11 protein-coding genes are annotated in these 12,205 nt (G+C 71.6%); 4 read left to right on the plus strand and 7 right to left on the minus strand.

Translation table 11 applies throughout. The features are described 5' to 3' along the window. Positions 1–58 precede the first annotated feature (58 nt). Entirely contained in the window at positions 59–616 is a 558-nt protein-coding gene (locus ACFWN2_RS06985) for a TetR/AcrR family transcriptional regulator (protein WP_382425409.1), read from the plus strand. Here ACFWN2_RS06985 and ACFWN2_RS06990 read toward each other — a convergent pair. Next, entirely contained in the window at positions 600–1,475 is an 876-nt protein-coding gene (locus tag ACFWN2_RS06990) for a LysR family transcriptional regulator (RefSeq protein ID WP_382425410.1), read from the minus strand. The two genes, ACFWN2_RS06985 and ACFWN2_RS06990, sit on opposite strands and share 17 nt — an antisense overlap. Positions 1,476–1,571: 96 nt before the next feature. Between ACFWN2_RS06990 and ACFWN2_RS06995 the strand changes: the two genes are divergently transcribed. After that, positions 1,572–2,558 (plus strand): NADP-dependent oxidoreductase, encoded by a 987-nt coding sequence (locus ACFWN2_RS06995; RefSeq protein ID WP_382425411.1) that lies wholly within the window; start codon positions 1,572–1,574, stop codon positions 2,556–2,558. Here ACFWN2_RS06995 and ACFWN2_RS07000 read toward each other — a convergent pair. Further along, positions 2,555–3,127 (minus strand): TetR/AcrR family transcriptional regulator, encoded by a 573-nt coding sequence (locus ACFWN2_RS07000; RefSeq protein ID WP_382425412.1) that lies wholly within the window; start codon positions 3,125–3,127, stop codon positions 2,555–2,557. The two genes, ACFWN2_RS06995 and ACFWN2_RS07000, sit on opposite strands and share 4 nt — an antisense overlap. A 49-nt stretch (positions 3,128–3,176) precedes the next feature. Here ACFWN2_RS07000 and ACFWN2_RS07005 point away from each other — a divergent pair, with 49 nt between their 5' ends. Further along, positions 3,177–4,124, plus strand: a complete 948-nt coding sequence (locus tag ACFWN2_RS07005; protein ID WP_382425413.1) for a zinc-binding dehydrogenase — start codon at positions 3,177–3,179, stop codon at positions 4,122–4,124. Positions 4,125–4,217: 93 nt separating this feature from the next. Continuing rightward, a complete protein-coding gene (locus ACFWN2_RS07010; RefSeq protein WP_382425415.1) occupies positions 4,218–6,008 on the plus strand; it encodes a rhodanese-like domain-containing protein in 1,791 nt (596 codons plus the stop codon). A 46-nt stretch (positions 6,009–6,054) separates the two neighbouring features. Here ACFWN2_RS07010 and ACFWN2_RS07015 read toward each other — a convergent pair whose 3' ends face one another. Genes ACFWN2_RS07015 through ACFWN2_RS07035 form a run of 5 tightly spaced genes read right to left on the minus strand, consistent with a single transcriptional unit; the run spans position 6,055 to position 12,104 of the window. Continuing rightward, positions 6,055–7,095, minus strand: coding sequence for an LLM class flavin-dependent oxidoreductase (locus tag ACFWN2_RS07015; RefSeq protein ID WP_382425417.1), 1,041 nt, complete (start codon positions 7,093–7,095; stop codon positions 6,055–6,057). Beyond that, entirely contained in the window at positions 7,095–8,729 is a 1,635-nt protein-coding gene (locus tag ACFWN2_RS07020) for a dipeptide ABC transporter ATP-binding protein (RefSeq protein ID WP_382425418.1), read from the minus strand. The genes ACFWN2_RS07015 and ACFWN2_RS07020 overlap by 1 nt, the downstream gene beginning before the upstream one ends. After that, on the minus strand, positions 8,708–9,523 hold the full coding sequence (locus ACFWN2_RS07025) for an ABC transporter permease (RefSeq protein ID WP_382425420.1): 816 nt from the start codon (positions 9,521–9,523) through the stop codon (positions 8,708–8,710). Before ACFWN2_RS07025 ends, ACFWN2_RS07020 begins: the two co-directional genes overlap by 22 nt. Then, positions 9,520–10,482, minus strand: a complete 963-nt coding sequence (locus tag ACFWN2_RS07030; protein ID WP_382425421.1) for an ABC transporter permease — start codon at positions 10,480–10,482, stop codon at positions 9,520–9,522. Before ACFWN2_RS07030 ends, ACFWN2_RS07025 begins: the two co-directional genes overlap by 4 nt. Beyond that, on the minus strand, positions 10,479–12,104 hold the full coding sequence (locus tag ACFWN2_RS07035; protein WP_382425423.1) for an ABC transporter substrate-binding protein: 1,626 nt from the start codon (positions 12,102–12,104) through the stop codon (positions 10,479–10,481). Before ACFWN2_RS07035 ends, ACFWN2_RS07030 begins: the two co-directional genes overlap by 4 nt. Positions 12,105–12,205 lie beyond the last annotated feature (101 nt).

Raw genomic sequence — 12,205 nt, forward strand, 5'->3', positions numbered from 1 at the left:
CGTTTCTGTGTCCGCTACGATATGGCGGGCCCCGCCGTTTATCAACCACGAGGTTGCCATGACCGATCGCCAGCGCGCCGACGCACGGCGCAACCACGAGCGCATCCTCGCCGTGGCCGAGCAGGAGGTCGCCGAGCACGGCGCGAACGCGTCGCTGGAGCAGATCGCCCGCGTCGCCGGCGTGGGGTCGGCGACCGTGCGGCGCCACTTCCCCACCCGGCAGGCATTGCTGCAGGCCGTGCTGTGGCACCGGATCGAGGTGCTGTGCGAGAGGGCGCGCGAGCTGACCGCGTCGGACGACGGCGGGAAGGCGCTGCTCGCGTGGCTGGCCGACCTCGTGACGTACTGCGTCGGTGCCAAGGGGCTCGCCACCGCCCTGGCCTACGACAGCGACCCGACCGGACCGAACTCGTGCGCGTCGGCGATCGAGGAGGCCGCGGAACCGTTGCTGCGCAAGGCGGTCGAGGACGGCGCGGTCGCACGGGACATCACGGTGTCCGAGCTGGTCGGCCTGATCGTCGGCATCGCGATGGTCACCGAGCACCACGGCGAGCCGGAGAAGGCGGCAGGGCGGCTGTTCGCGGTGGCGGTGGCGGGGATCAGTCCCGTTCGCTGACCACGGCGGCTCTGAGCTCGCGGATCAGCTCACGGACCGCGAGCGAGTGCCTGGCCGCGCTCGTCGTCACGTGGACCAGCCTGCGGGACGGGCGTTCGTCGCCCAGGTCGACGATCTCCACGCCCTGCGGCGGGTTGTGCAGCGTCAGTCGCGGGAGGATCGCCATGCCGATGCCCTGGGCGACCATCGACAGCACGACGCTGTCGTCGGCCACGTCGAGCCGTCGCGGTGGCAGCCAGTCCTGCGTCTTCCACCAGTGGCGCGTGTAGGAGGAGCAGTTCTCCGGCCAGTCGAGCAACGGCAGCGTGCGCGGGTCCGGGTGCCCCGCCGGGTGCACCAGCAGGTACGGCTCGCTGAGCAGCTCGCCGTGGTGCAGGCCGGGCAGCTCCGCGTTGTCGTCGAGGGTGGCGATGGCGAGGTCGGCCCGGCCGTCCGCTACCTCGCCCGCGGCACCGCGTCCCAGTTCGGGCACGACCAGGACCTGCGGTTTCAGTGCGGGGAACCGGGTGGTCAGCCGGTCCAGCACCGGGGGCAGCAGGTGCGCGGCGGCCGTGCGGAACGTCGCGATGCGCACCGGTCCGGAGATCGACCCGGCGGCCGCGTCGCGCGCCTCGGTGCGCAGCAGTTCCAGCTGGCGCAGGATCTGCCGGGCGTGCACGAGCGCGCGCTCCCCGGCGGGTGTCGGCCGCGCGCCCGACCGGCCGCGCTCGAACAGCACCGCGCCGACTCGGCGTTCGGACTCCCGCACGGCGTGCGACACGGCGGACTGCGTGAGGCCCACCTCACGGGCGGCCGCCGTGAAGCTGCCGGTGCGGTCCACGGCGATCAGCAGGCGCAGGTCTGACGGGCTGAGGTCCACGGCTCCACTATCCATGAACGCGGCTCATGGAACTCGGCGATCGATCAACGTCGCGGTCTGCCGGGATCGGGCCGGTGATCCCTACGTTTCTCGCCCATGAGCACATTCCTCGCCGTCCGCCAGATCACCCGTCCTCAGGGCGCGCCCACCGCGGACGACTTCACCGTCGTCACGGAACAACTGTCCTCCCTCGCCGACGGGCAGCTGCTGGTCGAGAACGTTTACCTGTCGGTCGACCCGTACATGCGCCAGCTGATGGACACGGGCGAGGCCGGGCTGGAGGGCCGGGCGATCGGGCGGGTCGTCGAGTCGCGGTCGCCGGACTTCCCTGCCGGCACGACCGTGTTCCACCGCGCGGGCTGGGCGACGCACGCCGTAGTCGACACTGCGGACGTCCGGCGCGTGCACCAGGCCGACGGGGTGCCGTTGAGCGCGTACCTCGGTGTGCTGGGCGGCACGGGGCTGACGGCGTTCGTCGGGCTGACCAGGATCGCGCGGCTCCAGCCGGGCGAGGACCTGTTCGTGTCCGCCGCGGCGGGAGGCGTCGGCACCGCGGCCGGGCAGATCGCGCGGCTGATGGGCGCCGGGCGGATCATCGGCAGCGCCGGGTCGGCGGCGAAGGTGGCGCGGTTGAAGGAGATCGGGTTCGACGAGGCGTTCGACTACCGCTCGGGCCCGGTCGGCGAACTCCTCGCACAGGCCGCGCCGGACGGCATCGACGTCTACCTCGACAACGTCGGCGGTGACCACCTCGCGGCGGCGATCGACGCCCTGCGCCCCCACGGCCGCGTCGCGTGGTCGGGGGCGATCGCGCAGTACAGCTCGGCGCCGCCCGCGGCACCGCACAACCTGGCCGACGTGATGTTCAAGTCGCTGCGCGTCGAGGGCTACCTGGTCCGCGAGCACCTCGACGCCCGCGAGCCGTTCGAGCGGTTCCTGGTCCCCCACCTCCAGAACGGCTCGGTGGACGTCGTCGAGACCGTGGTGGACGGGTTCGAGAACCTCGTCGGGGCGTTCCTCGGGGTGCTGCGGGGCGACAACGTCGGGAAGATGCTCGTGCGCGTGGGGTCCACAGAGGACTAGTCCGCCTGGAACGCGCGGATCACCAGCGAGGCGAAGCGACGGGACGCCGCCGCGCGGGTGGCGGTGGTGGTCGCGTGGATCCCGTTGTTGGCCATGAGCACGAGGACCAGGTCGTCCAGCACGAAGTCCTGGCGCAGCCGGCCGGTCCGCTTGGCCTGCCGCGCCAGCTTCGCGACCGACTTCAGCGTGCGCTCGCGGCGGGCCGTGAAGTCCGCCGCGTGGGGGAAGTTCGCCGTGAACGCCGCCGTGAAGCCCCGGTCGCGGCTGTGCAGCTCGCAGATCTTCTCGATCACCGAGCAGAAGCCCTGCCACGGGTCGGGGTCGGCGAGGCCGTCCGCGACGATCGTCTCGCAGGCCCGCATCCGGTCGGCGAACGCCTCCGCCGCCAGAGCCTCCTTGGTCGGGAAGTGCCGGTAGAGGGTCGCGGGACCGACTCCGGCGCGGCGGGCCACCTCCCGCAGCGGCGCGGTCAGGCCGTCGGCCGCGAACACCTCGCGTGCCGCGTCCAGGATCTGCTCGCGGTTGTACCGGGCGTCGGACCGCTCGATCCGAGACGAACTGTCGGCCACGCTCTCACTTTAGCGAAACGGACGGGGGCGTCCATCTAGCTTCGGTGTCATGAGAGCTGTTGTGGTGCGGGCGTTCGGTGACCCCGACGGGATGGAGGTCGTGGACCTCCCGGTCCCGGTGCCCGGACGGCGGGAGGTGCTGGTCGCCGTCGAGGCGATCGGCGTCGGCGGCGTGGACGTCGTGATCCGGCGCGGCGACCTCGCCTCCTACGGGTTCCGGAAGGGTCACGTGCCCGGTGGTGAGGTCGCGGGCGTCGTGACGGCGGTGGGTGACGACGTGGACCGCTCCTGGGTCGGGCGACGCGTGTGGGCGGCCACCGGCACCGGCGGCGGGTACGCCGAACACGCCACCGCGTCGGTCGACGAGGTCGTCGTGCTGCCCGACGGTCTGTCCGGCGCCGACGCCGTGACGCTCGGGAGCGCCGGGGTGGTGGCGCACTTCGGGCTCGCGCACGCCCGCTTCACCGCCGGTGAGTCCGTGCTGGTCCGGGGCGCGTCCGGCAGTCTCGGGATCATGGCGGTCCAGCTCGCGGCGCTGGGTGGCGCGAGCGCAGTGGCCGTCACCACCTCGTCGGCCGACCGCGGCGAACGGCTGCGCGCACTCGGTGCGACCGAGGTGCTGGACCGTTCCGGCGGTGACGGCGGCCACGACGTGATCATCGACGTCGTGGCCGGTCCGGACCTGCCGTCGTTCCTGGACAGGCTCAACCCGAACGGCAGGGTGGTCGTGGTCGGGGCCGTCGGCGGTCAGCCACCGGCCGACTTCGGCACGCGGATCATGGCCTCGTTCCGGAAGTCGTTGTCGTTCGCGGCTTTCAGCGCGGCCACCGTGCCCGGACCGGAGAGACTCGCGGTGCGAACCGAGCAGTTCGCCGCTGCCGCACGAGGTGATCTGCGGGCGGTGGTGCACGAACAGCTGCCGTTGGAGGAGGCTGCGCTCGCGCACCGCAGGATGGACGCGGGTGAGGTGTTCGGCAGGATCGTGCTGATCCCGTAACCGGTCCCAGCATGTGGTAGGTCTTGTCCTGAGACCCTGCCGCGACAAGGCTTTTCCCGAGCGGACAGGAGTCTGTCCACAGGGGAGCGTGACATGACCAGGTACGTCGTCATCGGGGGTGGCGCGGTCGGCGCCACTCTCGCCGCTGAGCTGCACGAAGCCGGTCGCCAGGTGGTCCTGGTCGCGCGCGGAGCGAACCTGGAGGCGTTGCGCGCACGCGGTTTGCGCTACGTCACGCCACGGGGCGCCGCGACGATCGAGCTGCCGGTGGCGGGCGGTCCCGACGAGGTGGAGCTGCACTCCGACGACGTCCTGGTGCTGGCCACGAAGTCGCAGGACACCGAGGAGGTCGTGCGGGCCTGGGCGTGGCGGCCGGTGGGCGAGAGCACGGCGGCGTCCGAACTGCCGATCGTCCTGCTGCAGAACGGGCTGGAGAACGAGCGGGTCGCCCTGCGGCGGTTCGCGGCCGTGTTCGGCGCGGTCGTGTGGGTGCCGACGAGCCACCTGGCCGCGGGCGAGGTCGTGTCGCCCGCCGAGCCCGCCGCGGGCGCGTTGTGGCTCGGCGCCTACCCGAGCGGCGACCACCCGAGGCTGGCCGGGATCGCCGAGGACTTCCGCGCGTCGCGGTTCCACGTCGAGGTCGTCGAGGACGTCCGGCCGTGGAAGGCCGCGAAGCTCGTGTCGAACACGCTCAACGCCCTGGACGCGCTCTACCCGCCGAGCCCTCTGCGCGAGGCCGCCGCGCGCATCACCCGCCAGGAGGCCGAACTGGTGCTCGGCGTCCACGGCCTCACACCGGCCGACGTCACCAAGGCCGTCGTGGTCCACGACATCCCCGGCCACGACCGGCGAGGCGGCTCCACCTGGCAGAGCCTGCACCGCGGCGGCGCACCCGAGACCGACTACCTCAACGGCGAGATCGTGCTGCAGGCCCGGCTCTCCGGCCGTTCCGCGCCCTACAACGCCGCGCTGGCCGAACGCGTCCAGCGCGCCGCCGCCGAGGGGGTGAGCCCGAGCGGCCTCGACGACGCCGACCTCCTCGCCACGCTGCCCGACCTCCCGCGCCGGTCCGTCCTGGTCGAGCCGTCCGAGCTGCAGGACCTGCTCGCCGCCAGTCGTCCGCCGCTGGTGCTCGACGTGCGCTGGGCGCTGGGCGACCCGGCGGGCCACGACCACTACCGAGCGGGGCACGTCCCGGGCGCGGTCTACGTCGACCTGGACACCGAGCTCGCCGCGCCTCCCGGTGGGGTGGAGGGCCGGCACCCGCTCCCGGAACTCACTGATCTGCAAGCCGCCGCTCGCCGCTGGGGCGTCACCGCGGGCCGCCCGGTCGTCGTGTACGACGACAACGGCGGAACCGCAGCCGCCCGCGCGTGGTGGCTGCTGCGCTGGGCGGGCGTGAAGGACGTGCGCATCCTCGACGGCGCGCTGAAGTCGTGGCGGGAGAACGGGTTCGTTCTGTCCACAGGGGACGAGACCGCGGAACCGGGTGACGTCGAGCTGTCGCCCGGCCACCTGCCGACGCTGTCCGCGGACGAGGCCGCCGTGCTGGCGGACAAGGGCGTGCTGCTGGACGCCCGCGCGGCCGAACGGTTCCGCGGCGAGGTCGAGCCGGTCGATCCTCGCGCCGGCCACATCCCCGGCGCACGGTCCGCGCCCACCGCGGGCAACCTGCGGGACGGCGCGTTCCTGCCGACCGAGGAGCTGCGGGCCCGGTTCGCGGACGTGCGGGGTTCGGACGTGGGCGTGTACTGCGGGTCCGGGGTGACGGCCGCGCACCAGATCGCCGCCCTGGCCGTGGCCGGCGTCGATGCCGCCCTGTACCCCGGTTCGTGGTCGGCCTGGTCGTCGGATCCGGAACGGCCGGTCGAGACCGGAGAGTGACGACCAGGGGCTCGGGGCGGGTGCCCCGAGCCCCTGGTTCGAACGACTACACCGACGGCGCCCAGCCCAGCGCGGGCGCCACCGTCGCGGCCAGGTCCGTGAGCAGCCGCACGTTCTCCGCCAGCTCGAACCCCGGCGGCAGGAACAGCACCACCTCGTCCGCCACCGCCAGCCCGGGGTCCGCCAGCACCGCCGCCGTGACCTCCTCCGGCGAGCCGTGGAACACCGGGCTGATCCGCATCCCGGCGGGCAGGTCCGCGCTGATCACCGGTTCCAGCGCGCCACGCGGACGGGACGCGGCCATGCCCTCCGTCCGGCGTTGCAGGTCGTAGGACGCGTACTTCTCCCGCAACTCGGCGGTCGTGCCCGGCAGGATCGACGCGGCCACGGCGACCGGCGGTGGCGTTGTGCCGTGCTTCTCCCGCCACGCGACGCGGTTCGCCTCGATGATGCGGGCCTGGTACTCGCCGAACGTCTCGCCCTGGTCCAAGTCGTGCAGCACCGTGCCGGTGATCAACCCGATGCCCAGTTCCGCCGCCCGCACCGCCGAACCGAGGCTCGCCGCGCCCTGCCGCACCCGTGACAGCAGGCCGGGGCTGTGCGGTGTCACCTTCAGCGCGGTTCCCGGTGGGGCGCCCTGACCGGGTCCGTCGACCACGTGCAGGGTCTCGCCGCCGACCGCCGCGAGGAAGCGTTCCTGCCTGCGTTGCGCCTCGGTGCGGGCGTCCGTGCCGACAGTGCCGAAGACCGCGTCGAACGCGGCGTTGGCGCCGGTCGCCACGGCCAGTTCGAGGCGTCGGTCCACGAGCAGGTCGGTGGTGCCCGCCGCCTCCGCCAGCAGGATCGGGTCCTGGTAGCGCATCGGGAGCACGGCGGTGCCGAGGCGGATGCGGTGGGTGTGCTGACCGGCCGCGGCCAGGAACGGCAGCGGCGAGGACAGGTAGTGGTCGAAGTGGCGCTGGTAGACCCAGCCCGACTGGTAGCCGAGCGCCTCGGCCGCGCGGAACAGGGCGATGCCGTCGCGCAGGCCTCGTTCCGGGCCGTTGTCGTCGTCGAACGACACGCGGGTGTTGAAACCGAGCCGCATCAGAGTCCCTTCACGCCGGCGGGCACCGACTCGACGAGCGCGCGGGTGTAGGGCTCGCGCGGGGCGTCGAACACGGTCTCGACGGGGCCGCTCTCCACGATCCGGCCCCGGTGCATCACCGAGACCGTGTGCGCGAACTGGCGGACCAGCGCCAGGTCGTGCGACACGAACACGTACGTCAGCCCGAGCTCCGCCTGCAACGACAGCAGCACCTCGACGATCCCCGCCTGCACGGTGACGTCGAGCGCCGACGTCGGTTCGTCGAGGACGATGACGTCCGGTCGCAGCACCAGCGCCCTGGCGATCGCGACCCGCTGCCGTTGCCCGCCCGACAGCGCGGAGGGCTTGCGGGACAACAGCTCCGCCCGCAGTCCGACGGCGTCGAGCGCCTCGCGCACCCGTGCGGACCGCTCCCGGCGGTCCCCGATCTTGTAGCGGTCGAGCGACTCCCCCACCAGGCGCTCGACCGTCCACGTGGGATCGAGTGAGGTGAAGGGGTTCTGGTACACCAGCTGGAGGTGCCGACGCACGGACCGCAACGACTGGTGCGAACGCCCGGTCACCTCCTCCCCTGCGACGGTGATGCCGCCGCTGTCCGGCTTCTCCAGCCCGAGCAGCAGGCGGATCGTGGTCGTCTTGCCCGAGCCCGACTCGCCGACCAGCGCGTGGGTCTCCCCCGCACCGACGGTGAACGACACGTCGTCGACCGCGGTCAGCCGGAAGCCCTCGACGGTGAACGACTTCGTGACGCCGCTGACCTCGATCTTCGCCGGGCCGGCGGGCGACGTGCGCAGGTGCGCGTAGCGGCCGGGGTTCAGCGCGGGCACGTCCGCGTGCAACTGGCGGGCGTAGGCCGAGGCCGGCGCGGCGAACACCGTTGCCGTGTCACCGGCTTCCTGCACCACGCCGTCCTTGAGCACCACCAGCGAGTCGGCTCGTTCGGCGGCGATCGCGAGGTCGTGGGTGATCAGCAGCAGACTGATGTCCAGTTCTTCGCGCAGCCGGGACAGCAGGTCGAGGATGCGCTTCTGGATGGTCACGTCCAGCGCCGACGTCGGTTCGTCGGCGACGATCAACGCGGGCCTCGGCAGCACGGTGAGCCCGATCAGCACCCGTTGCAACATCCCGCCAGACAGCTCGTGCGGGTACGAGTCGTGCACGCGCCGCGGATCGTCCAGGCCCACCTGGGCGAACGTGTCGAGCACCAGGCCGGTGCGCTCGGCGCGGGAGGCCGGGCCCAGCAGCGCCGCCGCCTCCTGCGCCTGCGACCCGATGGTGCGCACCGGGTTCAGGGCGTGGCCGGGGTCCTGCGGCACGAACCCGATGGCACGGCCGCGCAACGGGCGGAAACGCCGTTCGGGCAACGACAGCACGTCCTGGCCGTCGAACGAGACGACCCCGCGCGCGTGACCGGAGCGCGGCAGCAGCCGCAGCACCGAGCGGGCGATGGTCGACTTCCCGGAACCGGACTCCCCGATGAGCGCGAGGCTCTCCCCGCGCCGCAGCGAGAAGCTCACGTGCGACACCACCTCGTGGTGTCCATAAGCGACGGTCAGGTCGTCCACCCGCAGCAACGCCGCCGTGTCCGGCACGACGTCGACGCGGTCGAGGGTCAGTCGGTCCTGCGTAGCCATCGGCTGATCCTGTTCACGGAGAGGACTGTCGTGATCATGACGAGGGCCGGTGCGTAGACCAGCCACGGGGACAGCGGGTAGTCCTTGCCGACCGAGATCAGCAGGCCCCAGTCGGAGGCGGGCGGCGGATCGCCGTAGCCGAGGAACGCGAGCCCGGCGATGATCAGGATCGAGTAGCCGAACTGCAGCACCGCCAGCGAGAGCAGCGACCGCGAGGCGTTCGGCAGGACGTGCCGCACGAGGACGTGCCACTGCGCCCCGCCCTGCAGGTGCGCGGCCTCGACGAACACCGCCCGGCGGGTCTTGATCACCTCCGACCGCATGACCCTGGCGAACACGCCGACCGCCGAGACGCCGGTCGCGATGGCCGCGTTGGTCGTCTCGAACCCGAGCGCGCTCACCACGATCACCGCCAGCAGGAACTCCGGGATCGCCAGCAGCACGTCGACCAGCCGGGCCAGCACCGTGTCGGCCCAGCCGCCGGCGAACCCGGCGACGAGCCCCATCAGCCCACCGACCAGCACGGCGATGCCCACGGCGATCAGCGCGCTGCTCACCGACGACGCGGTGCCGTGCACGACGCGGGCGAACAGGTCGCGCCCCAGGTGGTCGGTGCCGAACCAGTGCGCGAAGCTCGGCGCCTGGAACTTGTCGGCGGGCACGCCCGCGGCCGGGTTCTGGCCGGAGAAGAGCCCCGGCACGACCGACCACAGCAGCACGATCCCGACGACGCCGAACGACAACGCGGCGGTGAGCGGGACCGCCCTGCGCTGCCTGGTGAGGGTGGTCGTCACGACGCCACCACCTCCTTGTCCCGCGGCCGGACCCGCGGGTCGAGCAACGGGTAGACGAGATCGGCCAGGAGGTTCACGACGACGAACACCACGGCCGCGAGCGCGACGACGGCCTGCAGCACCGGCAGGTCCTGGGTCGTCACGGACCGCTCGACGAGGCTGCCGATGCCGGTGCGTCCGAAGATCTTCTCGGTGATCACGGCGCCGCCGAGCAGTTCGCCGACGGTCAGCGCGATCACCGTGACGACCGGCAGGGACGACGGTTTGAGCAGGTGGCGGAAGAACAACCGGGTCTGGCCGAGCCCGCGGGACCGGGCGACCGCCGCGTACTCCTGCCCCGCCTCGTGGTCGAGGTTCGCGATGAGCACCTCGGCCACCCGCGCGGACACCGGGATGCCCAGCGCGACCGCCGCGAAGAACGTCGGCAGCACGGCCTCGGCGTCGATCACCCGGAACCACCCGAGCTGGAACGCGAACACGTTGATCAGCAGCAGGCCGATCACGTAGTTCGGCACCGAGAGGAACAGCGACGGGAACGCCCGCAGCAGGCCCTGGCCGTAGCGGACCGGCAGGTACCGCGTGCCGAACGCGACCGCGAAGGCCAGCAGCACCGCGACCGCCAGCGCCGACAGCGCGAGCACGATCGTCGACGGGAGCACCTCGCCGACGAGCCGTGACACCGGCAGCCCCGACCGCAGCGAGATGCCGAGGTCGCCGGTCACGAAGCGGGACAACGACTCCCACAGCTGCACGTACACCGGGCGGTCCAGGCCGTAGTAGGAGACGATCCTGGTGATCTCCTCCTCGGTGAACCCGTTCTGCGGGTTGCGCAACGTGTTCGTCACCGGGTCACCGGGCAGCACGCTGATCACGACGAACGTGAACACGTAGGCCAGCAGGATCACCACGGCCGCCTGCACCACCCGGCGCAGCGCGTAGATGCCGTAAGCGCGGTTCATGACGTGAGCGAGGCGGTGTAGTAGTTGGCGTACGCGATGCCGTTGTACGTCACGCCGGTGAGCTTGGGCGACTGCAGGTAGATGCGCTGCACGATCTGCGTCAGCGGCACGTAGTAGCCCTGCTGCAGCACGTAGCCCTGCAGTTCGTCGAGCAGCTTGGCGCGGGCCTCGACGCTCTCGGACCGCGCGACGCCGGTCGCCAGTTCGACGAGCTTCTGGTCGCTCTGGCCGAGGCCGAACCAGTTCTCACCCTTGTTGGCGTCGGTCAGCACACCGGCGACCGTGCCCGCGTCGATGAAGCTGCGGGTGATCTCGTAGGCGGGCACGGTCGGGCTGTTGAGCTTGATCCGCTCGCCGTAGGTGACGACGTCGAACGACTGGATGCCGACCTTGAAGCCGAGCTTGCCCAGCTGCTGGGAGACCAGTTCGTCGATCGACTTGGACGCCGCCAGGTAGGGGTTGGAGAAGAGCGTCAGCGCGAGTGGCTTGCCGTCCTTGACGCGCACGCCGTCGGCGCCCTTGACCCAGCCGGCCTCGTCGAGCAGCTTGTTCGACTTGGCGGCGTCGAACGCGAAGTCGGCGCTGCGGTCGGTCGCGCCCGGCACGTTGCTCTGGAACAACGACTTCGCGGGCAGCCAGTCCTCGGTGTAGACGGTCGAGATGATCTCCGCGCGGTCGATGCCGTGCTGGAACGCCTGGCGCACCTTGAGGTCGTCGAACGGCGCGACCTTCGTGTTGACCGCGTAGCCGTTGACGAAGCCGAGGTAGCGCGGGGTCGCCGTGGTGAAGCCCTGGTCCTTGAAGGACTTCAGCTCCTGCGGCGACGGGTTGTAGGCGACGTCGGCCTGTCCCGACTGGACGGCGGAGGTGCGCACGGACGGTTCCGCGACGAGCTTGTACGTGATCGTGTCGAGGGTCGCCGGCCCCTGCTTGCCCAGTGCGCCCGGCGCCCAGTTGTAGTCGTCGCGCTTCTTCAGCACGACGCTGTCGCCCTCCTTCCAGGACTGGACGACGAACGGGCCGCTGCCGATGTCGTTGGACAGGTCGGCCTGCTGCGCCGCGGGCAGCGCGATGGTCTTGGGCGAGATGAGGATCGAGCCGTGGTAGCCCAGCGTCGGGATGAACCCGAGCGTCGGCGCCTTGAAGAACACCTTGACGGTCTGCGGGTCCACGGCCTCGGCGCGGTCGTAGGTCTTGGGGAACAGGCCGATCGGGTTGATGCCGCGGGCCGGGTCGCCCTTGGACCAGATGTCGAGGTTCGCCACGACCGCGGCGGCGTCGAGCGGTGTCTTGTCGGAGAACGTGACGCCGGTCTTGAGGTGCAACGTGAACTCGGTCGCGGTGGGGTTCTGCTCCCACTTCTCCGCGATCCACGGGCTGACCTTGCCGTTCTCGTCGACGTAGACGAGCTTGTCGGTGACGTGGCCCCAGATGTGGCCCTGGAAGCTGGAAATGGCGCTGTTGTTGGGAATCCAGGTGTCACCGAGGGAGTCGATCAGGAACGTGATGCCGCCGCCCTGTTTCGCTGCACCACCTCCCGGGGTGGCGCCGGCCCCGCACGCGGTGAGGGCCAGCACGGTGACGAAGCCGACGATGGTCCGGAACGCGCGGGTGGTCTTCATGCGAAGACGGTAAGAGCGGGCAGGTCAAGGGGTCCAAGACGAAATGGGGATCGGTTCCCATCACGGAGTCTTATCTCTGACACCGCCTGATCGCGGCTACC

Origin of the sequence: Lentzea sp. NPDC058436 (genome assembly GCF_042721515.1) — a bacterium.
GTDB lineage: Bacteria > Actinomycetota > Actinomycetes > Mycobacteriales > Pseudonocardiaceae > Lentzea.

Excerpts from the sequence above, each read along its gene's own strand:
- ACFWN2_RS07005 (WP_382425413.1), top strand. The coding sequence starts at position 3,177 with ATGAGAGCTGTTGTGGTGCGGGCGTTCGGTGACCCCGACGGGATGGAG.
- ACFWN2_RS06985 (WP_382425409.1), top strand. The coding sequence starts at position 59 with ATGACCGATCGCCAGCGCGCCGACGCACGGCGCAACCACGAGCGCATC.
- ACFWN2_RS07015 (WP_382425417.1), bottom strand. The coding sequence starts at position 7,095 with ATGCGGCTCGGTTTCAACACCCGCGTGTCGTTCGACGACGACAACGGC.
- ACFWN2_RS07035 (WP_382425423.1), bottom strand. The coding sequence starts at position 12,104 with ATGAAGACCACCCGCGCGTTCCGGACCATCGTCGGCTTCGTCACCGTG.
- ACFWN2_RS07010 (WP_382425415.1), top strand. The coding sequence starts at position 4,218 with ATGACCAGGTACGTCGTCATCGGGGGTGGCGCGGTCGGCGCCACTCTC.
- ACFWN2_RS06995 (WP_382425411.1), top strand. The coding sequence starts at position 1,572 with ATGAGCACATTCCTCGCCGTCCGCCAGATCACCCGTCCTCAGGGCGCG.
- ACFWN2_RS07020 (WP_382425418.1), bottom strand. The coding sequence starts at position 8,729 with ATGGCTACGCAGGACCGACTGACCCTCGACCGCGTCGACGTCGTGCCG.
- ACFWN2_RS07030 (WP_382425421.1), bottom strand. The coding sequence starts at position 10,482 with ATGAACCGCGCTTACGGCATCTACGCGCTGCGCCGGGTGGTGCAGGCG.